This window comes from Burkholderia sp. F1 (assembly GCF_050813845.1).
GTDB classification, from domain to species: Bacteria; Pseudomonadota; Gammaproteobacteria; order Burkholderiales; family Burkholderiaceae; genus Burkholderia; species Burkholderia ubonensis.
In genome coordinates this window covers 626,453-650,141 of the sequence record NZ_CP172422.1, presented here as the reverse complement: position 1 = coordinate 650,141, position 23,689 = coordinate 626,453, and the positions used below count along the sequence as shown (strand labels likewise).

General features: G+C 68.5%; 17 protein-coding genes. 12 read left to right on the top strand and 5 right to left on the bottom strand.

Going from position 1 to position 23,689, the window contains the following annotated elements:
* Positions 1-284 precede the first annotated feature (284 nt).
* The gene (locus ACFIMZ_RS21940) at positions 285-1,256 is read left to right on the top strand and encodes a LysR substrate-binding domain-containing protein (RefSeq protein ID WP_431824417.1); all 972 of its coding nucleotides are present in this window, start codon (positions 285-287) and stop codon (positions 1,254-1,256) included.
* Positions 1,257-1,265: 9 nt separating this feature from the next.
* On the opposite strand, the gene ACFIMZ_RS21935 is transcribed toward ACFIMZ_RS21940, so the two are convergent.
* Positions 1,266-2,171, bottom strand: a complete 906-nt coding sequence (locus ACFIMZ_RS21935; RefSeq protein ID WP_431824416.1) for a LysR family transcriptional regulator — start codon at positions 2,169-2,171, stop codon at positions 1,266-1,268.
* Positions 2,172-2,288: 117 nt separating this feature from the next.
* On the opposite strand from ACFIMZ_RS21935, the gene ACFIMZ_RS21930 reads away from it, so the two are divergent.
* The 9 genes from ACFIMZ_RS21930 to ACFIMZ_RS21890 all read left to right on the top strand — a co-directional run bounded on the left by ACFIMZ_RS21930 (position 2,289) and on the right by ACFIMZ_RS21890 (position 10,971).
* Positions 2,289-3,119, top strand: a complete 831-nt coding sequence (locus tag ACFIMZ_RS21930; protein WP_431824415.1) for a hypothetical protein — start codon at positions 2,289-2,291, stop codon at positions 3,117-3,119.
* A 74-nt stretch (positions 3,120-3,193) separates the two neighbouring features.
* Positions 3,194-4,156, top strand: a complete 963-nt coding sequence (locus ACFIMZ_RS21925) for a LysR family transcriptional regulator (protein WP_431824414.1) — start codon at positions 3,194-3,196, stop codon at positions 4,154-4,156.
* Positions 4,157-4,419: 263 nt separating this feature from the next.
* Positions 4,420-6,591: an FUSC family protein gene (locus ACFIMZ_RS21920; RefSeq protein WP_431824413.1), complete on the top strand. Its 2,172-nt coding sequence runs from the start codon at positions 4,420-4,422 to the stop codon at positions 6,589-6,591.
* A complete protein-coding gene (locus tag ACFIMZ_RS21915) occupies positions 6,575-8,068 on the top strand; it encodes an efflux transporter outer membrane subunit (RefSeq protein ID WP_431824412.1) in 1,494 nt (497 codons plus the stop codon). The genes ACFIMZ_RS21920 and ACFIMZ_RS21915 overlap by 17 nt, the downstream gene beginning before the upstream one ends.
* A complete protein-coding gene (locus ACFIMZ_RS21910) occupies positions 8,058-8,258 on the top strand; it encodes a DUF1656 domain-containing protein (RefSeq protein ID WP_431824411.1) in 201 nt (66 codons plus the stop codon). Before ACFIMZ_RS21915 ends, ACFIMZ_RS21910 begins: the two co-directional genes overlap by 11 nt.
* Positions 8,259-8,282: 24 nt before the next feature.
* Entirely contained in the window at positions 8,283-9,188 is a 906-nt protein-coding gene (locus tag ACFIMZ_RS21905) for an efflux RND transporter periplasmic adaptor subunit (RefSeq protein WP_431824410.1), read from the top strand.
* Between the two features lie 161 nt (positions 9,189-9,349).
* Positions 9,350-9,553, top strand: a complete 204-nt coding sequence (locus ACFIMZ_RS21900; RefSeq protein WP_431824409.1) for a hypothetical protein — start codon at positions 9,350-9,352, stop codon at positions 9,551-9,553.
* A gap of 55 nt (positions 9,554-9,608) precedes the next feature.
* A complete protein-coding gene (locus ACFIMZ_RS21895; protein WP_431824408.1) occupies positions 9,609-10,010 on the top strand; it encodes an OsmC family protein in 402 nt (133 codons plus the stop codon).
* Positions 10,011-10,050: 40 nt separating this feature from the next.
* Positions 10,051-10,971, top strand: coding sequence for a pirin family protein (locus ACFIMZ_RS21890; protein WP_431824407.1), 921 nt, complete (start codon positions 10,051-10,053; stop codon positions 10,969-10,971).
* An 18-nt stretch (positions 10,972-10,989) separates the two neighbouring features.
* On the opposite strand, the gene pbpC is transcribed toward ACFIMZ_RS21890, so the two are convergent.
* Complete coding sequence (gene pbpC, locus ACFIMZ_RS21885) at positions 10,990-13,407, bottom strand: penicillin-binding protein 1C (protein WP_431824406.1); 2,418 nt, start codon at positions 13,405-13,407, stop codon at positions 10,990-10,992.
* A gap of 45 nt (positions 13,408-13,452) precedes the next feature.
* Positions 13,453-19,458 (bottom strand): MG2 domain-containing protein, encoded by a 6,006-nt coding sequence (locus ACFIMZ_RS21880; protein ID WP_431824405.1) that lies wholly within the window; start codon positions 19,456-19,458, stop codon positions 13,453-13,455.
* A 232-nt stretch (positions 19,459-19,690) separates the two neighbouring features.
* On the opposite strand from ACFIMZ_RS21880, the gene ACFIMZ_RS21875 reads away from it, so the two are divergent.
* Positions 19,691-20,671: a hypothetical protein gene (locus tag ACFIMZ_RS21875; RefSeq protein WP_431824404.1), complete on the top strand. Its 981-nt coding sequence runs from the start codon at positions 19,691-19,693 to the stop codon at positions 20,669-20,671.
* 105 nt (positions 20,672-20,776) lie between these two features.
* Here ACFIMZ_RS21875 and ACFIMZ_RS21870 read toward each other — a convergent pair whose 3' ends face one another.
* Positions 20,777-21,697: a cupin domain-containing protein gene (locus tag ACFIMZ_RS21870; RefSeq protein WP_431824403.1), complete on the bottom strand. Its 921-nt coding sequence runs from the start codon at positions 21,695-21,697 to the stop codon at positions 20,777-20,779.
* A 162-nt stretch (positions 21,698-21,859) separates the two neighbouring features.
* Between ACFIMZ_RS21870 and ACFIMZ_RS21865 the strand changes: the two genes are divergently transcribed.
* Positions 21,860-22,393 carry a carboxymuconolactone decarboxylase family protein gene (locus tag ACFIMZ_RS21865; RefSeq protein ID WP_431824402.1) on the top strand — a complete coding sequence of 178 codons (534 nt, stop codon included), beginning with the start codon at positions 21,860-21,862 and terminating at the stop codon, positions 22,391-22,393.
* 240 nt (positions 22,394-22,633) lie between these two features.
* Here ACFIMZ_RS21865 and ACFIMZ_RS21860 read toward each other — a convergent pair whose 3' ends face one another.
* Positions 22,634-23,332 (bottom strand): hypothetical protein, encoded by a 699-nt coding sequence (locus ACFIMZ_RS21860; RefSeq protein WP_431824401.1) that lies wholly within the window; start codon positions 23,330-23,332, stop codon positions 22,634-22,636.
* Between the last annotated feature and the right edge of the window lie 357 nt (positions 23,333-23,689).

The window sequence follows — 23,689 nt, the reverse complement described above, 5'->3', positions numbered from 1 at the left end:
CCACCTTCGAAATTGCCCTCGATAATTGATTCGCAATACCAACCAATCGACGCGCGTATCAGTCGATATTGTTACTCACCCGCCGTTCGCCCGGCGAGAACACAATGTTCGATGCGCGCCGGCTACGCAATCCGTCGCGGATCGCATAAGCTGACGAATCAGGCCACCGACCCCGGCCGCCTCGCCCTCCATCCGTGAATCACGCGCCGCCGCGACCACGCATCGCGCGGCGCACATCCTCCGGCGCCGTGCGATTGCGGCGTGCGCCCACGACCGCACCGTTCATGACAGAGAGCAGCCGCACGTCCCCGTTGTCACGCCTTTCGTCCCGTACGGTTGCGCCCGCGCTCGGCTACGACCTGAACGACCTCTACTATTTCGTCCAGGTCGTCGAATACGGCGGCTTCGCGCAGGCCGGGCGCGCGCTGCGCCTGCCGCGCTCGCGCCTGAGCCGCCGCATCGCGCTGCTCGAGAAGCGGCTCGGCGTCACGCTGATCCGGCGCTCGACGCGGACCTTCGCCGTCACCGAGATCGGCGCCGCCTACTACGCGCGATGCAAGTCGATGCTGGAGAATGCCGACGCCGCGCAGGCGCTGGTCAAGACCGCGCGCACGCACGCGTGCGGCACGATCCGCGTGTCGTGCCCGATCGCGCTGCTGCACGCGCATGTCGGCGCGATGCTCGTCGCGTTCGCCGCGCAATACCCGGACATCGACATCGAGCTCGTCGGGATGAACCGGCGAGTCGACGTCGTCCGCGAAAGACTGGACCTCGCGCTTTATGCGCGCCCGCAGCCGTGGGACAGCCCCGACCTCGTCGTCCGCGTGCTCGGCCATTCGACCCAGCTGCTCGTCGCGAGCCCCGCGCTGCTCGACCGGCTGGGGCAGCCGCGCGTCCCGGCCGACCTGCAGCCGTGGCCGAGCATGGGCTTCGGCCCGCCCGTCACCGGGCACGCGTGGACGCTCGTCGGCCCGAACGGCACGGAGACGCTCGTGCGGCATCGGCCGCGCTTCGTCACGACCGACCTGCTCACGCTGCGCCGCGCGGCGGTCGCCGGCATCGGCGTCGTCCAGTTGCCGTTGATGGTCGCGCGCGACGCGCTCGACGGCGGCAGTCTCGTCCGGGTGCTGCCGCACTGGTCACTGCAGCGCGACATGATCCACGCGCTGTTTCCGACCCGAAAGGGCATGCCGCATGCGGTCCGGCTGCTGCTCGACTTTCTCGCGCAGCGCTTCGACGCGATCGCCAACGGCTAAGCCCTGCGACTACGCCTCGTCGACCTCCGCAAAGCGCTCGGCGAGGAAATCCAGCAACGACCGCACCGACGGCAGCAGCCCGCGGCGGGACGGAAACACCGCGTGAATGACCCCGCTCTTCGGCAACCAGCCGGGCAACACCCGCACGAGCTCGCCGCGCCGCAACTCGTCGGTCATCATCATCACGGGAAGCTGAACGACACCCGCGCCGGCGACTGCCGCCTGGCGCAACGCAGTCATGTCGTCGGTGACGAACCGCGGCGTGTGGTGGATCGTCACCTGCACGCCGTCCGGCCCGTCGAGCTGCCACGCGTGCTGCGACTGCGCCGGCCCGAAATCGAGGCTCGGCCACGCCGCGAGATCGGCCGGCGTCGCGGCTTCGCCGACCTGCCGCACAAGCGACGGACTCGCGACGAGACACCACGCCCGCTCGCCGAGCACGCGCATCACGAGGTCGCTGTCCTTCAGCGGCGGCGGCCGCACCCGGATCGCGACGTCGATGCCTTCGCCCACCACGTCGACGACGCGATTGGTCGCCTCCAGATGAATCGTCACGCGCGGCGTGCGGGCAAGGTACGCCGCGAGCATCGCGCCGACGCGCGCATGCAGGATCGCCACGGGGCACGTGAGCCGGACCACGCCCTGCGGCTCCGCGCGCATCTGGTCGATCGCCTGCTGCGCGGCCTCGGCCTCGACGAGCATCGCCTTGCAATGCGTGTAGTAGCGCTGACCGATTTCGGTGATCGAGAACTGCCGCGTGGACCGGTGCACGAGGCGCACGCCGAGCTGCTTCTCGAGCGCGGCAATCCGCCGGCTCAACGTCGACTTCGGCACGCCAAGCACCCGCCCGGCAGGCGCAAACCCTTTGTATTCAACCACTTGCACAAAGAAATAGAGATCGTTGAGATCCTGCATCGACGCCGTTCATCGTTCCATGAATGAGACACTGAGGATAGCCTGCGCGGTCTACCGGCGCAAAAGGGGTTGCCCTACGCTTACGTCGTCCGATCGAGATCCATTTGCGAGGCGACGATGATCAAGCACGTGCTCGGCGTATTCAGTTGCGCCCTTCCCCACCGCGACACGGCGGGGCAGGTCGTGCGCACGTTCTTCTCGGAACGCACGCTCGGCCGCTATCTGCGCCCGTTCACGCGGCTCGACCACGTGACGCAGGTGCGCGCGCCGTACGACGCGCCGGCAACCGCTCCCGAACCGGACGACGGCGCCGGCGCAACCGTGTCGATCCTGCATCGTTGCCCGTCGACCGCGCCGGGCGATGCCGATCGCGATCCGCACCCGGCGGCGCACGCGGTGCGCGTGCAATCATCAGACGATGCGCGGCTCGCCACCCCACCTGCCGAGATCGTGCGGCTGGCCGTCGACGACGCCCGCGCGATCGACGTCGCACCGCACGGCAGCCGCGTGCTGCACGCCGAACACGCGCCCGCGGTGGCATTGCCTGGCGCGGGCGAGATCCGCGTGATCGCCGGCAGCCATCGCGGACGCATCGGCCCCGTGCCGGCGCCCGCGCGCGTCGACGTGTGGGAGCTCGAGCTGCCGTCGCGCGCCGCGGTTCCCGTGCGATCCGCAGCGAATGCGCCGCTGGCGATCGCGGTGTTGCGCGGCCGCCTGCTGATCAATGGCGACCAGGAAGTGCCCGCATCGCACCTCGTCGTGCTCGCACGCGCCGGAACGACCGCGCACATCGAATCGCTCGCGCCGTCGACGCTCGTACTCATACGCGGCGCGCCGTCGCTGCCGGCGGCGCGCGACGGCGCGAGAAATCGTCTCGACAAACCACGCAAGCGCCCTAGTCTGAAACAACCACTTCCCCGTCACCCGAGGAAACGCGGCGCCCCGTGACCCGGCCGACGTGACCGTCCGCCGGCGGCACGAAAGCGGCATGCCAGGCACACGACACCCAGCGAGATCGCATCATGAAATCCCTGAACAACGACGACATCCAAGCCTTCCTTCTCGCCGTCGAACGACAGAGCATCACCGAATCGGCGCGGCGGCTCGGCCTGTCCAAATCGGTCGTCAGCAAGCGCATCAGCGATCTCGAGCGCACGCTCGGCGTGCAACTGCTGATGCGCTCCACGCGCAACGTCGTGCCGACCGATGCCGGCATGATCTTTTATGAAGCCGCGTCGGAATCGATGCGGCGCCTCATCGACGTCGCGGAGGAAATCGCCGAGCAATCGCACGGCCTGTGCGGCGAGCTGCGCATCACGGCGCCGGTCAGCCTCACGCGGCTGTGGCTCGGCCCCGCGATCGCGCAGTTCGCCGCCGCCCATCCGCACCTGCGCGTCACGCTCGAGACGGACGACCGCATCGTCAGCATCGAGGCCGAGCGCTTCGACGTCGCGATCCGCTCCGCCCGCCTGCAGGACAGCGCGCTGATCGCGCGCCGGATCGCCGCGTGCGAGCGCGTCGTCGTGTGCAGCCCGTGCTATCTCGAACGCCACGGCCGCCCGCATTCCATCGACCAGCTGCTCGAACACCGGTGCCTGAACTACACGCATGCGTCGCCGTCGCAGACGTGGTCGTTCGAATCACCGAACGGGCCGGCCAAGCCGCAGACGATCTGTCCGGCCAGCGCGTTCCTCGCGAACAACAGCGAGACCCTGCGCGATGCCGCGCTGCACGGGATCGGCATCGCGATGCTGCCCGCCTACGTCGCCGACCCCGCGTTGCGCGACGGCCGGCTCGTGCGGCTGCTGCCGGACGAGACGCCGCAGGAAGAAATAATTTATGCCGTCTATCCGCGCAATCCGTTCGCCAGCAACAAGCTGAAGGCGTTCATCGAACATGCGCGGATCGCGCTGCTCGACCGGCCGTGGGCCACGCTCGCGGACGACGCGCAGCCGGCGGAGGCGCTGCAGGCGGCCTCCGCGTGACGGAGCGCGCGCCGCGTTTCCCGCGGCCGAACAGAGAGTTTCACGTTCCGGCACTACCGCGCGCGCGCGGGCTTCCGTAGAGTCTGCCGTGCGCGTCCCGCGTCGACCGCGCCGCAGCCGCGCATGCCGTTGCAACGCGTGCCCGCAGCGCCATTCGTGCGCCGCCGGACGCCCGCCCTCGCGGCGCGTGCCGGGACCTCAAGGCAGCGCGCCACAACGCAGCGTCACCACCGTCCCGCCGGATACCGCCCAGTCGCCACGCCATGCCAGACACTCAGCACACGATCCCTCCCGCCGTGAGCCGGGCCGGTTTCGCGCGCGCCTCGCTCGACCTGTTCCGCGCGTTCGGCCGCACGGACGGCGCGCGCCTGATCCACGTGCTCAAGACCGCGCTCGCCGTCGTGATCGCGGCGGGCGTGTCGATGCGCGTGGAGCTCGCCGCGCCGCGGACCGCGATGGTGACCGTCGTGATCCTGATGATGCATCAGCACAGCGGGATGGTGATGGCGCGCGGGTTCTACCGCGGCGTCGGGATGCTGGTCGGCAACCTGGCCGCGCTCGTGCTGATCGGCGCTTTTCCGCAGGAGCGGGTGCTGTTCCTGACGGCGCTCGCACTGTGGATCGGCTGCTGCACATGGGGCGCGGCCTACTTCCGCAATTACCAGTCGTACGGATTCGTGCTTGCCGGCTACGCGACCTGCATCGCGGCGCTGCCGTCGGTCGACCGGCCATACGACATCATCGCCAACGTCGTGACCGGACTGAGCGAGGTCTCGATCGGCATCCTGTCGGCGAGTCTCGTCAGCGCGCTGATCCTGCCGCGCCACGTCCGCGCGATGCTGATGCAGACCGGCGAGCATCACTATGCCGATTTCATGCGCTTCGTCCGGGCCGCACTGACGGAAGCGCTGCCCGCCGGCGAGCAGCATCGCGCGTATCTTCGGCTCATCGCCGCGCGCGCGCAGCTCGAGAACCTGCGCAGCGCCGCCGTGTTCGAAGATCCCGACCTGCGCGCGCGCGACGACGTGATGACGCGGATGGCCGGTCAATTCCTCGACGCGAGCGCGCGCTTGCATGCGCTTCATCAGTTTCGCCTGCGCATCGGCCGCGATGCCGACGCGCCTGCCACGCGCACCGTCGATCGGCTGTGCGCGGACGCCGCGCGGCTGATCCCCGCCGAAGCGGACGCGCAGCCGTTCGACCTGCTTGCCGTCCAGCGCGTCGTCGACGGCATCGATCGATGGCTCGCGCAGTCGGCGGCGAGCGACACGCGCGTCCCCGCGCACGCCGACGCGATCGTGCGGCGCGACATCGATACCGGCGTGTCGTTGCTTCGGCAAGCGTTCGTCAGCGCGCGCCGCTATCTCGCGGATTTCATCGCGATCCGGCAACCGGCCGCGGGCGACGCGCCGCCGGCGCCTGCCCGCCTGCCGCGGATCGGCACCACCGCGAACCGGATGGTATCCGCCGCATCCGGCATCCGGGCGATCGTGGCCATCGGCGCGGTCACGCTGTTCTGGATCGCGTCGGGATGGAACGCCGCAGCGGGTGCGGTGATCGCCGCGGCGATCGCGAGCGCCCTCTACTCGATCATGCCCGCGCCCGCCGCGGCCACGCGTCAGGTCGCACTCGGCTGCGCCGTCGCGTGGATCGCGAGCCTGTTCTTCAACTTCGGGCTGCTGCCGCTCATCGACGGCTTCGCCGCACTGGCGGCCGCGCTGGCGCTGTTCGTCTGCGTCGGCTCGTACCTGAACACGTTTCCCGCCACCGCGGCGTTCGGCCTCGGCTTCAACATCTACTTCCTGTTTCTGGGCAACCTGACCAATCCGGGCGTCTACGCGCCTGAAGCGACGTTCGACGCGGGCTTCGCGGCGATCCTCGGCATCGGCGCCGCGTCGCTGGCCTATTCCGTCGTCGCGCCCTACAGCGGCGACTGGGCGACCGGCCTCTATCTGCGCCAGCTCCGCCGGCTCGTGTCGCGCGACGCCTGCTACGGCCCGCTCGCCGGGCTGATGCCGCGGTTCGATGCCGGCGTGCGCGATTTCGTGCTGCAGATCGCCGCGCGTCCGGCTTCCGGCCCGCTCGGCCAGGACACGCTGCTCGCCTGGACGTTCGCTGCGCTGGAAATCGGCCGCAGCATCGTCGACCTGCGCACGGCGAGCGCGCAGCGCCCGATGCCCGACGCGTGGCACGCGAGCGAGCGTGCGCTGTGCGCATCCGTGTCGCGCCTGTTCGACGCGCCGTCGATCGACACGCTGCAGGCGGCCGAGCGGGACGCGGCCGCCGCGCTGGCGGCACTCGGGGCCACCGCGCCGTCGGCGCCTGAAACGAACACCCACCTGCGCCATTGCGTCAACTTCATCCGCGTATCGCTGCAATGCAACCTGATTCCGCTCCGGCTCGCACCGGCCTCGCACCATGACGTGCGCGCCTGACCGGGGCCGCCGGGTCGCCGCCGGCGCAGCGGCCGCCGCATGCGCGCTGCTGCTCGGCGCGTGCGCCAACACGAACGGAATCGCGCCGCGGGCGCAGATGCTCGACCCGTCCGGCGTCGCCGCGCAGTTCCCGCGTTCGACGCAAGCCGCCGCGGCCGCATGGCCGCGCGACGACTGGTGGCTCGCGTGGCGCGATCCGCAGCTCGACGCGCTGGTCGCCGACGCGGTCGCCGGCAATCCGGCGCTGCGCATCGCCCGCGCGCGCGTCGATCGCTATCTCGAGCTCGCGCGCGTCGCCGGCGCGTCGCGCTATCCGTCGGCGAGCGTGCAAGGCGACTTCACGCGCAGGCGCTTCGCCCGCTTTGCGAGCCCCAGCCCGCCAGGCGGCAATACGGTCTGGAACAACGCCGTCGGCGCGGACCTGAGCTATTCGCTGGATCTCTGGGGCAAGGATCGCGCGCTGCGCGAAGGCGCGCTCGACAGCGCGCGGGCCGCGCAAGCCGACGCCCGCGCCGCGCGCCTGACGCTCGAAACGGCGGTCGTGCGCACCTATGTGTCGTTCGCACGCGCGTTCGATCAGCGCGACGTCGCGCTCGCAACGCTGAAACGGCAGCAGGACATCGTCGACATCATCGAGCGCCGCATGAAGGCGGGACTGGCGAGCCGCTTCGAGGTGACGCAGGCGACGACGCCGATCGCGGCGACCCGCGCGCAGGTCGAGGAGCTCGACCGGCAGATCGCGGTGATGCGCAACGAACTCGCGGTGCTGACCGGCCAGGGTCCCGGCGCGGGCGCACGGCTCGCGCGGCCCGCGCTGCGGCTCGACGTGCGCGCCGCGCTGCCCGCCAGCCTGCCGGCGGAGCTCGTCGGCCATCGCCCGGACATCGTCGCCGCGCGCTGGCGCGTCGAGGCCGCCACGCACGGCATCAAGGCCGCGAAGGCCGACTTCTATCCGAACATCGACCTGATCGCGAGCGCCGGGCTGGTATCGGCGGCGTTCGGCGGCTTCTTCACGCTCGTGAACAACGACGCGATGACGCACGGCTTCGGCGCCGCGCTGTCGCTGCCGATCTTCGACGGCGGCGTGCGCAAGGGCCGGTACGGCGTGGCCGTCGCCGACTATGACACCGCGGTCGAGACGTACAACGAGGCCGTGCTCGACGCGTTTCGCGACGTCGCCAACCAGGTCGTGTCGCTGCAGTCGCTCGCGCGCCAGCAGCAGGACGTCGAGGCGTCGGTGCAGTCCGCGCAAAGCGCCTTCGACTACGCGTCGCGCGCGTATCGCGCCGGCCTCACCGATTACCTGAACGTGCTGTCGACGCAGACCGAGCTGCTGCAGGCGCAACAGAACCTCGCGAACACGCGCGCAGCGCGGCTCGACAGTTGGGCGCAGTTGATGATGGCGCTCGGCGGCGGCGTCGAACCGATGCCGGCCGACGCCGTCATGCCGCCGCCGGGAGGCCCCGATGTTCGCTGAAATGTCGTTCGTCTCGCTGCTCTTCCCCGGCCTGCTGCCGGCGTTCGTCGGCTGCGGCGTCGCGTTCTGGATCGCGGACCGCTGGATCGCGCGCACCGGGCTCTACCGGCGCGTCTGGCATCCGGCGCTGTTCCGGGTGTCGCTGTTCGTGTGCGTGTTCTGCGCGATCGGCCTGCTGTTCGCCCAATAAATCCCTCCCAGCTCCGAAGTCATCATGCGTGCCCAATCCCTCTTTCGCGTCGCGGCGACCTTGCTGCTGTTCTGCGCCGCCGTGCTGCTCGCCCATGCGCTCTGGACGCACTACATGTACGCGCCGTGGACCCGCGACGGCCGCGTGCGCGCGAAAGTCGTCAACATCGCGCCGGACGTGTCGGGCATCGTGACCGACGTGCTCGTCGCCGACAACCAGCCGGTGCATCGCGGCGACGTGCTGTTTCGCCTCGATCCGGACCGCTTCCGCTACGCGCTCGCGCAAGCGGACGCGCAGGTCGCGCTGCGGCGCTCCGAACTCGACATGCGCAACCGGCAGGCCGCGCGCCGCGCGCAGCTCGACGGCTCGGTCATTTCAGCCGAAGTGCGCGACGATTCCGGCGCGGCGGCCCGCCAGGCGCAGGCCAATTACCAGGCCGCGCTCGCCGCGCGGGACATCGCGCGCATCAATCTCGAACGCAGCGTGGTGCGCGCACCCGTCGACGGCTACATCACGAACCTGAACCTGTACCCCGGCGACTATGCGACCTCGGGCGTCGCGCGGCTCGCGCTGATCGACGCCCATTCCTACTGGGTGTACGGCTATTTCGAAGAGACCAAGCTGCCGCAGGTGCGCGTCGGCGACCCGGTGGAAGTCCGGCTGCTGTCGGGCGGCGCGCCGCTCGCCGGACACGTCGAGAGCATCGCGCGCGGCATCAGCGATCGCGACAATCCGACCGGCTCGTCGCTGCTCGCGGACGTCAATCCGATCTTCACGTGGGTGCGCCTCGCGCAGCGCGTGCCGGTGCGCATTCGTCTCGATGCGCTGCCGTCCGATACGCTTCTGGCTGCGGGCACGACCTGCACGGTCACCATTCGTCCTCGAGCAGGCGACGCGGCGGGCGCGACCGCGCAGGCAGGCCACCGGTGACGGCGGCGTGCGCGCGCTTTGTTGCCCGGCGGGCGACAGTCCGTTCCGCGCGCACCGGCTTCCGGGCACCGTCAAGCCGATGTAAGGTTGCGAACAGGTTGCGCGGCGCGCCTGTCGCGCACGCAGGCAGACTGACATTCGCATTCGATCAGGAGCACATCATGGAATTTCTGCTCGACCACGCCATCGATGGCGCAGCGGCACAAGACATCGCGCATCAGATCCGGACCGTCGACCCGGACGCCAAGGTTCAGGTCGACCAGGCGAGCCGGATGGTCCAGGTCGATTCGTGGCTGTTCGCCGAGGAGTTCTTCGTCGCGTTCGACGATGCCGGCTACGCCGTCGTCCGGATCGACGACCGCTGACCCGCGGCATCCGGCCGGCCCCTTTCCCCCGCTTTCTCGTTCATCAGGATTTCCCATGGCAAATTCAACCGTCGTCGCGCATCTCGGCGCGATCCGCTACCAGGTCACGCTGACGTCCGGCGCCCATGAATGGCGCAGCGACGTGCCGGCCCGTCTCGGCGGCGGCGACCGCGGCCCGGATCCGCACGACCTCCTCTTGTCCGCGCTCGGCTCCTGCACCGCGATCACCGTCGCGATGTATGCGCAGCGCAAGGAATTGCCGCTCGCCGGCATCGACGTGCGGCTCGCGATCACCGACGAGCAGCCCGGATCGCCGACCAGGATCGCGCGCGACATCACGCTGAGCGGCAACCTGACGGCCGAGCAGCGCAACCGCCTGCTGGAAATCGCGAACGCATGCCCGATTCACCGGCTGCTCACCGGCGACGTCGAGATCGACAGCCGCCTGACTGCATGACATAACCCGCCTCACGATACGAGCACAGGACGTTCACGACATGGACACGCGCATCGAAACCCCGTCGACCTCCACCGAACCCGGCCCGCAGGCCGCCGAACGCTACCCGGCGCGCGCCGCGGAAGTCGGCGCGCTGCCGATCCACCGCGCCTTGCCCAATCGTCAGCGGAAAACCGTCGGCGCGTGGTGCTTCCTGGACCACGCGGGCCCGGTCGCGCTTTCCGGCGACACCGGCATGCACGTCGGCCCGCATCCGCACATCGGCCTGCAGACGTTCACCTGGATGATCGAAGGCTCGGTGCTGCATCGCGACAGCCTCGGCTACGAGCAGGTGATCCGGCCCGGCGAGGTCAACCTGATGACCGCCGGCCGCGGCATCGCGCACGCGGAGGACACCTTGTTGCCCGGCGGACGCTTTCATGCGGTCCAGCTCTGGATCGCGCTGCCCGACGCGCATCGCGACCGCGCGCCCGCGTTCGAAAACTACCGGAACCTGCCCGTGCACCGCGACGGCGGCTTCACGATCACGGTGCTCGCCGGCGCCGCGTTCGATCGCGTATCGCCGGCCCAGGTGTATTCGCCGATGGTCGGGCTGGACTTCGCGTCGGACGGCCCCGCCCGTCTCGCGATGCCGCTCGATCCGGCCTTCGAGTATGCGGTCTTCGCGCTGACGGGCGACGTGGCCGTCGACGGCGCGGCGCTCGAACCGAACGTGCTGCTCTATCTCGGCACCGGGCGCGACCGGCTCGAACTGACGACGGAGGCCGCCGCGCGATTCATCGTGCTCGGCGGCGCGCCGTTCGAGGAAGACCTGCTGATCTGGTGGAACTTCGTCGCGCGCAGCCCGGCGGAGATGGTCGCCGCGGCCGACGCGTGGAACGCGCGGCGCGGCTTCGGCGACGTGCAGGGCGTGACGGCCCCGCGCCTGGAGGCGCCCGCGCTGCCGCCGACGTGGAAGTGAGCGCAGGCGGCGCGCCCGCTACTGCTCGAGCCCGACCGCCAGCGGCCGCTGGTCGCTGCGGCCGTGGTCGTCGACCACCCGCACCGTAAAGCTGCCCGCCGTTGCCGGCTGCCAGAACAGCGCGTCGCCCGGCGCGCTGCGGCCGACATACGCATCGTTGACGAACCAGTAGAGCGCATGCGCGCTCGCATCGGCGGTCGCGTTGAACGCGATGCGCGTGCCGCTCGCGTCCTTCACGCGCATGGCATACGTGCTGCCGCGCAGCGGCGACGTGATGCGCGGCGGATCGCCGTCGACCTGCCCGGCGTTGCCGCAGTCGGGATTCTGCGGCGGGCGCCGGCGCGGAATGCCCGCCTGCGCGAACACCTGCTGCAGGTCCGACGGCCAGAACTCGAAGACTTCGGTGTGCGTGCGCTTGCCGTCATAGGGCGGGCACGCGGGGCGGCCGGTCGCGTCGTCGATCACGACGGGCCGGTGCACGGTGCTCACGCGGATCGGCGACGTGCCCGGGATGAACCACGTCCAGCCCTGCTGCGGACACCACTCGTTCGGCAGGTCGCCGCTCGCGAGACAGACCCGCACACGCTTCACGCGCGGCGGCGCCGGCCGCGGCGGTTCGACGAGCGCACGCTCGGCGTTCAGCGCATCGACGATCTGGAAGAACAGCGGCGCGGCCGCGTCGACGCCGACGAACGCCGTGTTGCTCGAATTGTCGAAATTGCCGACCCATACGACCAGCACGTACGGCCCGAACACGCCGGCCGTCCACGCATCGCGGAACGACCACGACGTGCCGGTCTTCCAGTACACGGGCAGCCGCCCGGGCTGCGCGCCGCTCGTCTCGTCGGGACGCAGGTGCTCGCGCAGCATGTCCATCGTCATGAAGCTCGCTTCCGCGCTCAGCAGGCGCCGGCCCGGCGCGACCGGCTCGTCGTCGCGCAGCCGCAGCGGCCGCAGCACCCCGCCGTTCGCGAGCATCGCGTACAGGCGCGCCAGATCCTGCATCGTGACCTCGCCGCCGCCGAGCACGAGCGCGAGCCCGTAGTGCTGCGCGCTCGCGAGCCGGCGTACGCCGGCCGCCTGCAGGAACCCGTAGAGATCGGGCTGCCTGAGCTGCGACGCGACCCACACGGCGGGCACGTTGCGGCTGCGGTTCAGCGCATCGGTCGCGGTGATCGGCCCGAGGAAGCGGCCGTCGAAGTTCTCCGGCGCGTACGGGCCGAACGACGTCGGCACGTCGCGCAGCACCGTCTGCGGATGCAGCACGCCCTGGTCGAAGCCGAGCGCATAGATGAACGGCTTGAGCGTCGAGCCCGGCGAGCGCCGCGCGAGCGTGCCGTTCACCTGCCCCTGGATCGCGCGGTCGAAGAAGTTCGCGGAACCGACGAGCGCCTTCACGCCCATGTCGCGCGTGTCGACGAGGATCGCCGCCGCGTTGCGGATGCCCTGCGTGTCGTTGCGCGCGACGTAGCGGCCGACCTGCCGTTCGAGCGCACGCTGCAGATCGAGATCGAGCGACGTGACGACGCGCGCGGCGTCGCGTGCATCATCGTCCCCGGCGCCCGCCCGGGTGCGCCACGCGTCGCGCTCGGCCAGCGCCTGGTCGACCGCGTGCGGCGCGTCGAACGGCAGCGCCGCGAGCGGGCGCATCGCGAGCGGCAGCGCGAACAGCGGCCTCGATGCCGCGTCGCGCGGATGGCGGGCGAGCCAGCGCGCGTACAGCCGGTTGCGGGACGCGGCGAGCGCGCGATTGATCTCGTCCTGCCCCGCGCCGCCGCGCACGCGCCGCGCCGGATCCTGCGGGATCACCGCGAGCGCGAGCGCCTCGGGCAACGTCAGCGCATCGGCCTGCCGGTCGAAATACACGAGGCTCGCGGTGCCCGCGCCTTCGACGTTGCGGCCGTACGGCGCATCGTTCAGGTATGCCTCGAGGATCTGCCGCTTCGAATGGAACAGCTCGAGCTGCAGCGCGCGGCCGACCTGTTCGAGCTTGCCGAGCGGCGTGCGCGTGTTGAGCCGCCACAGCGAGCGCGCGAGCTGCATCGTCAGCGTCGAGCCGCCCTGCGGATTGCCGCCGCGCACGTAGGTGACCCACGCGCCGCGCACAAGGCCGTACGGATTGAAGCCCGGATGCCACCAGAACCAGCGGTCCTCGTGCAGCAGCACCGCTTCGACGAGTTGCGGCGACATCCGTTCGAGCGGCACCCACAGCCGGTAGCGGTCGTCCTTCGCGAGCGTGAGCCGCAACAGCCGCCCGTGCGCATCGAACACGGCGGTCGACGACGGTTTCCAGTCGCGCAGCGACGGATGCGGCCACAGCCGGAAACCGGCCAGCACCGCCACGACGAGCAGCCCGCCCGCGATCCAGTTCTGCCAGCGATGCAGCCAGCGGCCGGCGCGATGCAGCGCCCGGCGGAATGCGGGCCCGTCAGCCATGCGCCCGTCCACCTTCCGCCGAACGCGACGCATGCGACGCCGCGATCATCGCGCGCGCCCGACCGTGAGGGTCGCGCCGCCCGGCGACTGCGCCTGCACGCGCCGGTCGTACATCGACTCGCCATACGCGGGCGGCACCACGAAGCGGCCCGCGTTGCTCGCCTTGATCCGGTACACGAACTCGCGCACGTCGGTCGTCGCGGTGCCGTAGATCACCACGCGATCCTCGCGCACGTCCGCGTATTCCGGCTGCCAGGTCGAGCCCGCGACGCCGATCGGCGAGCGCCACGGTGCATTCGCCGCGCCGGCCGCATCCGCGCCGCCCGCATCGCCGTTGCCGTCCTGCGCGTCGGTCGCGGGCGGCGGCGCGATCACCGGGTCGAAGCCGCCCGGCAGCAGGTCGACGATCGCGACGTTGCCGACGCTCGCCGAGCCTGTCGCGCGGATCTTCAGGTGCACGTCGATTTCCTGGCCGAGCGTCACCTTGTCGAGCGGCTTGCCGCTCGTATCGGTGTACTCGCGCACGATCTCGAGGCCGTTTTTGATCGCCTTCGCCGACGTGCCGCGGTCGTAGCCCGACTGGCTCGCGATCCACCACGCGGGCAGCGCGCTGCCGTTCACGAAGTCGACCCGTGACGCGCCCGCGCCCCAGGTGCCCGAGCGCACGAGGTTCGCCTGCACCGACGACACGTCCTTCGGCGCGCCGCCCGCGCGCACCTCGTCGATCGCGAGCTTGTCGAGGCCGCCCGCGCTCGCGCCCGCGTATGCGTCGAGCGCGAGGATCGTCATCGCCGACGACAGCGTGTTGTAGCGGTTGCGCTCGAGCGGCGCCGAGACGTTCTCCATCACGCGCGGCGACAGCTTGCGCACGCGCTCGGGGAAGTGCTTCGCAAGCAGGTACAGCACGCTCGCGTCGCGCGTCAGCGGATCGATGTAGTAGCCGGCGTCGTACGGCTCGTTGCGCGCCGCCTTGCGCTCGAGCAGCCCCTGCGGGCCGGCGATCAGCGCCGCCGCCTCCTTGTCCTGCTTCAGCAGCTGGTACGACGCGGCGAGCCACGCGGCCGCGAGATCGGTCTTCCAGTCGTTCGGGTACGCGTCCTGCAGGCGCTTCTGCACCGCCGCGAGGCTGTTGGTCGTCACGTTGCCCGCGCGCGTCAGCAGGTACACCGCATACGCACGCTGCCGCAGCAGGTCGAGCGAGCCGAGCCGGTCGTTCGCCGCGAGCTGCTGCAGGTACGCGTTGCCTGCGTCGAGCATGTCCTTCGGCACGGCCGCGCCGCGCTCGCGCGCATCGATCAGCACGTGCATCGCATACGCGGACACGAACGGATCGGCATCCGGCGTCGCGCTCCACAGTCCGAAGCCGCCCTGCGCGTTCTGCCGGGTGCGCAGCGCGCCGAAGAACTGCGCGGCCGCGTCCGCTGCGGCTTGCTCTGCCGAAGCGGCCGAAGCGGCCCGCGGCTGCCGCGGGCTCGTCAGCGCGCGCACCGACAGCCATTTCGACGCGAACAGGCGCGGCACGATCGCGCTCACCATCTGCTCGCTGCAGTAGTGGTCGAAATTGACGAGATACGACGCCAGCCCCTCCGACAGCACGAGCGGCGCGGTCGAGATGCTCGCGTCGCGCGCCGCGTACGCGTCGTACATGCTGCGCAGGTTCGGCACGCTCGCCTTCTTGCCCGCGTCGAGCCGCGCGAAGTCGAGCTGCGTGCGGAACGCGGCGGCCGGTCGCACCGACACGTCGACGCTCTGCTGCGCGGCCTTCGCGCCGTAGCGCGCAGCGAACGACAGCGTGCCGGAGCCGAGCGCGTCGGTCGCCTTCACGCGGAACAGCGCGACGCCTTCGCGCATGGGTGCGAGCGTGACGTTCTGCGTCGCCGGGCCGACCACCTGCAGCTGCGGGCCCGTCTTCAGCGTGACCGCGACCGGCACCGGTGCGTTGCCGACGCCCGTCAGGTTGTTCGCGACGCCGACGCTCACTTCCGCTTCGTCGCCCGGCGCGAGCGTGGCCGGCACGTTCGGCGACAGCACGAAATCGCCGCGCACGGTCGTCGCGCCTTCGTAGGTGCCGACCAGGTCCGGCGACACCGATACGGCCATCACGCGCAGCCGGCCGTTGAAATAGTCCGGCACCGTGTAGCTGACGCGCGCGTCGCCGTTCACGTCGACGATCCCCGACCAGTAGACGACCGGCTTGTCGCGCTTGCGCTTGAACGGATTGAGCTGGCGGCCGAGCGCGTCGTCGGCGTCGCCGCCGGGCGCCGCCATCGACATCAGCTTCTCGAAGTCCGGCAGGATCAGGTCGAGGATCTGCGACGTGCCGACCTCGAGCATCCGCTTGCGGAAGAAGAACTTCAGCGGATCGCCGAGCTTGTAGCGCGCGACCTGCAGGATCCCCTCGTCGACCGCGAACACGACGACCTTCGCGGGCTTAGCCGAATGCACGGTGAAGGTCGCGGTGTCGCCCGGCTTCACCAGCGCGGGCGCGTCGACCGTGAGCGCGTTGCGGCGCGCGTCGAGGTTCACCGAGAACGGCACGACGCCGTAGCTCAGCGGGCTCATGAAGATCTCGTCCGACGACGGATCGCGAATGTACTGCACGTTGATGTAGCCGCTGCCCTCGAAGCCGGCCGGCACCGTGATGTGCTGGATCGAGCTCGTCGTGTCCGCATGGAACCATGCGTGCGCGTACACCTTGTCGCGCTCGATCGTGATCAGGCCGCTGCCCGCGTAGGGCGCGCGGATCGCGATCTCGACCTGCTCGCCCGGCTTGTAGTCATGCTTGGCCAGGCTCACCTGCAGCTCCGAGTTGCGGTCAAGCGAGCGCGTCACGTTCGCTTCGCCCGCGACCGTGTACTCGATGCGGTTCACCGCCGCGCCGTCCGCGCGGCGGATCACCAGTGCATAGCTGCCGGGCCTGTCGGTGCGCAGCGCGAAGTCGCGGCCCGCGGCGGGAAGCGTCAGCGGCTGCTCGTCGACCGGCACTTCCTTCAGCCGCGAGTCGTACTTGTACGCGCCCGAATCCTGCTTCGTCAGCACCGACACGTAGCGCTGCTCGACGAGCTGCGCGCGCAGGTCCTTCAAGTCGATCGCCTTCGCGCGCGGATCGATCGCGACGAGCCGCACCGTGCGCGGGCTGCCGCGCTTCACGTAGCCGAGATCGTCGATCGACTTGTAGCCGACCAGCCAGTCGTTGTTCGACACGAGCGTCTGCGCGTTCGCGGCGACGCTGCGCCCGCCTTCCGCCTCATAGGTCTTCGCCTGGAAGTAGAGCTGGTAGGTCGCGTCCGCGTACTTGCCGAGGTCGAGATCGAACTCGGCATGGCCCTTGTCGTCGGTCTGGCCGTCCTGCAGCGTGGTCGTGTAGCCCTCCTGCGCGCGCCGCGCGTCGAAGAAGCGATAGCCCTGCCAACTGCGGAACGACGGCCATGCCGGCCGCAGCGTCAGCGTCGCGGCGACGCGGCGCTTCTCCGCCGGCGTGCCGAACAGGTTCTGCGCATCGACGATCCCCTTCAGCCCGTCCGGCTTCACCCAGCCTTCGACGACCTGCTGCGACAGCTTCGCGTCGACCTTCATCCGGTCCGGCAGGAATTCCTTCACCTGCACCGTCGTGCTGCCGATCGGCTCTTCGCCCGGCCGGCCGTCCTTGACGATATACAGGTTGATGGTCCACGCGCCGGTCGGCGCGGTCTCGGCGGTCGTATAGCCGAGCTCGGTGAACCCGGTCGCGTCGACGGTCACCGGCCGGCGCTCGACCGTCATCCCGCGCGGATCGACGATCTCGGCCTGCAGCGGCACGCCGGCCGGGCTGCGCGCCCAGCTCGCCGCCCGCACGATCAGGCCGACATGGAACGGGTCGCCGGGCCGGTACAGCCCGCGATCCGAGAACAGGTACGCGGACAGCTGCCCCTGGCCGGTCGCGTTGCGCTCGCCGCCGACGTCGAAGCGCGAGAAGTCGAGCTGGCGGTCATGTCCGGACACGGGCAGGAACGACAGGTCGCCGTCCTTCTTCACGACGTAAAGCTGCGGACGCTTCTCGCGCTCGAGTCCCTTGAACGCGGGGAAATGCACGACGCCGTCCGCGGCGGTCGTCTGCGTGAACAGCGCCTGGCCGTTCACCGCGAGCACCGACACGGTCGCGCCCGCGACCGGGCGGCCGGTGCGAATCGACTGGATGAACACGTCCTGGCTGCCGTCGAGCGCGCGCTTGACGAGCATCCCGAGGTCCGTCACGACGATCAGCCGCGTGTCGCCGAGCGAGCTGTCATCGGCGCTGCCGTCGCCGCCCGAATCCGCGCTGTCGGCGTGGTCCGGGCCGCCGTTGCCGTCCGCCGCCGCATCGTCGCCCTGAGCGGCGTCCGCCTGCTTCTTCTCGGCGGCCGGATCGTATTTGGACAGGTGCAGCAGGAACACGCCGCGCTTGCCGCCCTTCAGGTACTGGCCGAGATCGACGCCTTCGTAATGCGCCTTGCCCGGCTCGCCCGCCGGGAACGCGCGCTTCTGCACGAAGCGCTCGACGATGTGGTCCTCGCTGAACGAATACGACAGCTCGGGATGCGCATACGTGCCCTGGTTGAAGCTGACGAGGTGCTGGAGCTGGTCGGGCACCACGCGGCCGATCTCGACCTTCATCCCGGGCAGGTTGCGCGACACGACCGAGATCCGCTTGCTGCCGCTCATCGACAGCAGCGAGCCGTCGGCCATGAAGCGCAGCAGCTTCGGATAGTCGGGCACCGTGAACGCGTGCGTCACGGCCTTGCCGAGCAGGTAGCCGCCGGCCGACTTCAGGCCGTCGTCGAAGCGCACGTAAACGCGCTCGCCCGGCGTTGCGTGGTACTTGAAGCTCTGCAGCGTCGCGTAGTCGTCCTCGGTCGGGACCGGCTCGAGCGGCAGCGGCTTCGACTGCTTCAGCACCGCGTCGCCGACGTCCGCGACGTTCCATTCGTATGGCGGGTCGTCATCCGCCTGGTCGACGCCCGGCTTGCGCTTCGGCAGCACCCACGCCTTCGCGCGCGCGGCGAGCTCCGCGCTGCGCACGCCGTCGGACGTTTCCGCGACGAGCACCTGCTCGGGCTCGTAGCGGTCGTTGTCGACGAGCGTCGGCGACACGTTGTCGATCGACAGGCTGTAGAGGCCCGGCACGCCGACCGACGCGTGCAGCGCGTCCTTCGTGCCGTCGCCGCCGCGCGCGCTCGTCACGCCCTTGTCGACATCGAGCCGCACCGACAGCGGGTCGCGCGGAATCTCGAGCGGCTGCGAGTTGACCCACGCGCTCAGCTTGTTCGCGTCGTAGCTCACCGTATAGCGCAGCGGCGTCGTGCTCTTGCCGTCGCGTGCGACGAGCACGAGCCCGATGCGCTTCTCGAACGCGGCCGGATCGACCGGGTAGTTGAAGCGGACCTGCAGGATCGCCTGCTTCTGCGCGGGGTTCTCAGGGTCCTGGTAGAACTGGTTGCTGCCCGTCTGCGCGGTGAATGCCGGCACGTCGAACGCGAAACGGTCGTCGGCCATCGTCACCTGCGGCGCGAACGCTTCACGCACCGCGAAGCGCCCTTCGACGTGCGCGCCGACCGGCCAGTCGGCCGCCGGCGTGAAGCGCAGCGTCTTGTCGTCGACCCATTGCCACACGCCCTTCAGCGCGGGCGTGATCTCGATCCCGCGCTCGACCGGCTTGCCGACGCGTTCGAGCGGCGCGGCCGAGTGCGAGAACGCGATGTCGAGCGGATGGACGGTCACCTTCGGCTTGCCGCTCTCGTCGGTGTCGTAGCTCGTGACGGCGGGCGGCTTCACGGTGAAGCTGACCGTTTCCGGTTCGGGCGGCTTCGGGCGGTGCTTGTACCAGTGCCAGCCGCCCGCCAGCGCGATCCCGAGCAGCACGGCGCCGCCGGCATGCCACGGGCGGCGGCGCACCGTCGCGACGGCGAAGCCCACCCACGCGGGCGCGCGCCATGACACGTCGCCGACGAGCGGCCTCAGCACGTAGCCGAGCAGACGCCAGACGAAACCGATCGCGCGAAACGGCAGGCGCAGCAAAAATCGCAGCAAATCCATGTTGTTGTTTCCTTGTCAAGGACGTGCTGCCGGCCTCGGCGACGTACCCCGGATCGTTATCTTTGACGGCGCGGCCCAGTTGCGCCGTGGATGCTTGATATGCGTGATGCAGGCCCCGCCGCGCGCGTCGCGCAGGCCGGATTCGGCTGAACGCCGGCCTGCCGCTCGAAGCGGGACGCTGAATTATCGCGGAACGCGTGGCGATCGCGCTAGCGCGTGTTCACGACAAGACATGCAGGCCTGGGCTGACTATCTCTTCGCGGAGCGACTAAGAGCCCTCGTCAACGGAAAAGAGATCCAGTCTGCTGATCGGGCACGCGTGATCGACGTATTGACGTTGAAGGCCAGCAACAAGCGCGTGCAGTTTGACGTCGTGCCATTTCTGTATGAAAACATTCGGCTAGCTCGGGAGAATCCGAAAAACGCAAGACCGCCGGATACGCTCATCGCATTCCGCATGCTCGACCATCTGGACTGGGTGGCGTTCAAGCGTGATCCAAGCCGGCTCAAATTCAACACGCCTGTCGAAACACTGAAGGCATCGCTCCGACCAGCGGCTGAGGCATTTCTCAACAGTCAGTACGCTAATCCGGCAGTATTGCATCGAGAAGCTGCGAGCCTTGGCATTCAAGCATTGTTGTTTCGATTCACAACGTCATGGCACAGAGACAAGAAGAAGCGGGACGTCAAGCGCATACTGGCCGAACTGCTGGACTTTTGCCTTTCCCATCTGGGTTATCTCCCCATGACCGAGCTTGGCCTTGTCTGGAGCGGCATCAGAACCAAGCAGATCGCCCCTTTCTTCGGCCCGGTCATCAACCCATCCAAGAAAATTTTTGACGACATTCGGGGGATGGCCTGGGATATGAGTCATTTAAGGCTTATGGAGCAGACGGCACTACAATCCAGCCTAGGTTCGTTCTTCATTCCGCATTTCGTATCCCTGGATGAGCGCTGGCGCAAGCTCCTGCATTTGAACCCGATTCGTCTGATGATGATTGACGATAGCCGGAAGTCTATGCTGTTCGCGAGAGCTAACGAACTAGCGTTTCAAACCGTATGCAATGAGGTCGCCGGCGCCAAGCTGCTGGCCGAGCAAACACCTGCAAAGATCGAAGCTCGCCGCAGGACGGCGCAGTCCCTTGATGCGGACGCCATGCAACAACTTGTGTTGCAAGAGGAGCGCGCGTGGCTACAAACCAAACCCGCCTGAGTGTTTAGCTCCCTAGGCGACACACTCGCCTCAAGCCGTCGCCATGGCCGCCTTCCGAAAGCCTCAACTCCGGAAAGTAGCGTGAACCGATCCAGGTCACGTCCATCATTTGAGCTTCGTCCAACACGGGTCGGCTCTGGAACAGTCCGGCACGTGCCGGTCCATAGCAGTCTCCTTCGATAGCCAATCGCGAGGGGACATTCCTACCTTGGCCGTGAATGCGCGCGATAGTGCCGAAGGGTTCGCATATCCGAGTTCTTCCGCCAGGACCTTGATCGGATGGCCCGCGCGCAGTCGGCGCTGCGCCAGCGCCATGCGCCAGTCGCTCAAGTAGTCGGCCGGAGTCTGACCCACCACCTCGCGAAAGATGTTGGCAAACGCCGTGCGGGACATGCCGGCGCGTTCGGCCATGCGCTCCAGCGACCAAGGCTCGCCAGGAGCATCGTGCATGGCGACAAGAGCGCGTGCCAAACGCGGGTCCGACAGCCCAGTGATGAAGCCGGGACGCACGCCCGCTTCCTGCGGATGGTCAAGCAACCAGCGCACTAGCTGGATCACAACCACCTCGAAGATCCGATCGGCCAGCAACCGCTGGCCGCAGCGCACTCGATCAGTTTCAGCGAACAGCAATTCAAGCGCCAAGTCCAGGCCCGATACGCGTGCCAGCGGTAACGCGATCAAAGATGGCAGCGCCCGCGCGAGAGGGTTGTACGAGCCACCGTCGAAGTTCAGCCGCGCGCAAGTGAAATCGGAACCCTCCATGGGAGGGTTGTGGAAGCGATGAGTGAAGGGGCGCGGATACAGCAGCAGTGTCGGCTCGTCAAAGCGCATCGACTCGGGCACATCGCGCGCGCCAGGATGGCTCACCTTCAACTCGCCGCGCCGCAACACATGCAAATAACCGTGTCCTTCGCAGGCGTCGAAATGGTTGAGCCCGCACAGTGCGCCGGAGTGATGCAACTGGGCCTGCACCCGGAACCGTTCGAGGATGCCCGAGAGGCGGTCAATAGGAGGAGAGGCTTGCATACGAACCAATTGGTATGTTTTGTGGACTAATTGAACCCAATCATACATTCATCCCGACCATACTGCTTACACCGAATCACTCGTCAAGCGAGGCCAACAAGTAAGGCCTGCCTCGCCGGCCGTTTTCCTTCACTTCAACCTGACGTCCTCTAGGAGATCGACATGTCTCGCGTCAACATCCAGCCTCAACTCGCCCCCGCAGCCAGCCAGCCCTTGCTGGCCCAGATCCAGCAAGCCTTCGGTGCTACACCCAACATGTTCAAGGCCGTGGCCAACTCGCCAGCCGCTTTGCAGAGCATGTGGGCCGCCTTCGGCGCATTGGGAAAAGGCACTCTGGGCGCCAAGCTCGGCGAGCAGATCGCCGTGGCCATCGCCAACCGGAATCGCTGCGAATACTGCCTGGCGGCCCACACCGTGCTCGGCCAGAAGGCTGGTGCGTCTTCCGCCGAGATGTCCGCTGCCCAAGCTGGCCAATCCGGTGACCCCAAGACCGGGGCGGCCCTGGCCTTCGCCCTGAAGGTGGTCGAGCAGCGTGCGCAGATTACCGACGCCGACGTCGCGAGCCTGCGGGAGACTGGCTTCCGCGACGAGCAGATCGTCGAGATCATGGCGCATGTCGCTCTGAATCTCTTTACCAACTACATCAACGTTGCATTGGATATTCCGGTCGATTTTCCCAAGGTCGCTCTGAAGTGAGTTTGGGTGAGCCTCACCTGCGATGGGTGAGGCTCACTCGCATTCGAGTCGTTGACGCCATGCCCTACGAGATCGACGCCAGCGATTGGCTCAACACTGACAAGCCATTCAGCCTTTCGTTTTTGCGGGGGCGTGTGGTGGTGGTCATAGTCTTTCAGAGGCTTTGCCCAGGTTGTGCTCAGTTCAGTCTGCCGCAAGCACGCAATCTGCACTTGGCCTTCGCGCGGGAGGATCTGGTCGTCATGGGCATGCACCGCGTATTCGAGCACCATCATGTGACGACGCAGTGCCCCTATCCTGCAAACGCGATGGCGTCTCGTCGGAACCCGGAGGCACTGACAAAGATGGTGGCGCCGGCGGATCGCTCTCATCATCCCGAGTGCCGCCCGGAGCGGTCTGGCGCATGTGTGCGATGAGCGGCCGCAAAACCACCGGCAACGTCGGATCGGCCGCCAGTTCGGCCAGCACGCCAGCAGCCACGGCCTGCGTCGACGGGTGCGTATCGCAAAGCGCATCACGCAACAGGTCGGCATAACCGGGGTCTGCCGCGCACACGGTCGCGAAGCTCGCAGGCGTGTCGTGAACCACGTAAGCGGGCGGGAGCGGCTGTCCAGTGATGGGATCGTGCCGCTGCGGCTCCTGGTGAATCCAGCGCGTCAGGCGCAGTAAGAACACGCAGCGCTTGGTAGTGGACGGCGATACGAGCGATTGGGTCTCGGCGCAGGCCAGCAGGCGCCGCCGCCACTCCAGATCGGGCGGCAGGCTGCCCTCCCGGGCCGCCACCAAGAACACCCGGTACAGGTTGCGCTCCATCGGCGTCGGACGTTTGTCGCGCAACAGCGCGAGCGGCACGCCAACCATTGGCAAGGACAGAGCACCATCCTGCGTCGCCGCTTCGTAAGGATGGGTATGGTGAATGGGGAAAGCTTGCTGAGACATGATCGGACTCCAATCGAACCCTGGCACATCGCCAGATGGGTTCGTATGGCACCCGATTTCCGGAACGGCGTCATGAAGCACTACGGCACGCATGGCCCCCGGATTGTTCGACCCGGCGTATGCTTCAGCGTTGGAACTCGCTGGACAACAGGATTTCACACCCTGCGACGAGCCCATGTGACACCGACTGTTTTGATAGCCGCTTTGATAGTTGCGTAAGCGGTCCACCAAAAACAAAACCCCGGAAGACCGTAATCTTCCGGGGTTCCACCGCCATAAGCTGGCGGAGACGGAGGCCGCCAAACCAGATCTCAAGCCGATCCAGTCACATCCAGCATTTGCTGACGGGGTAGAAAA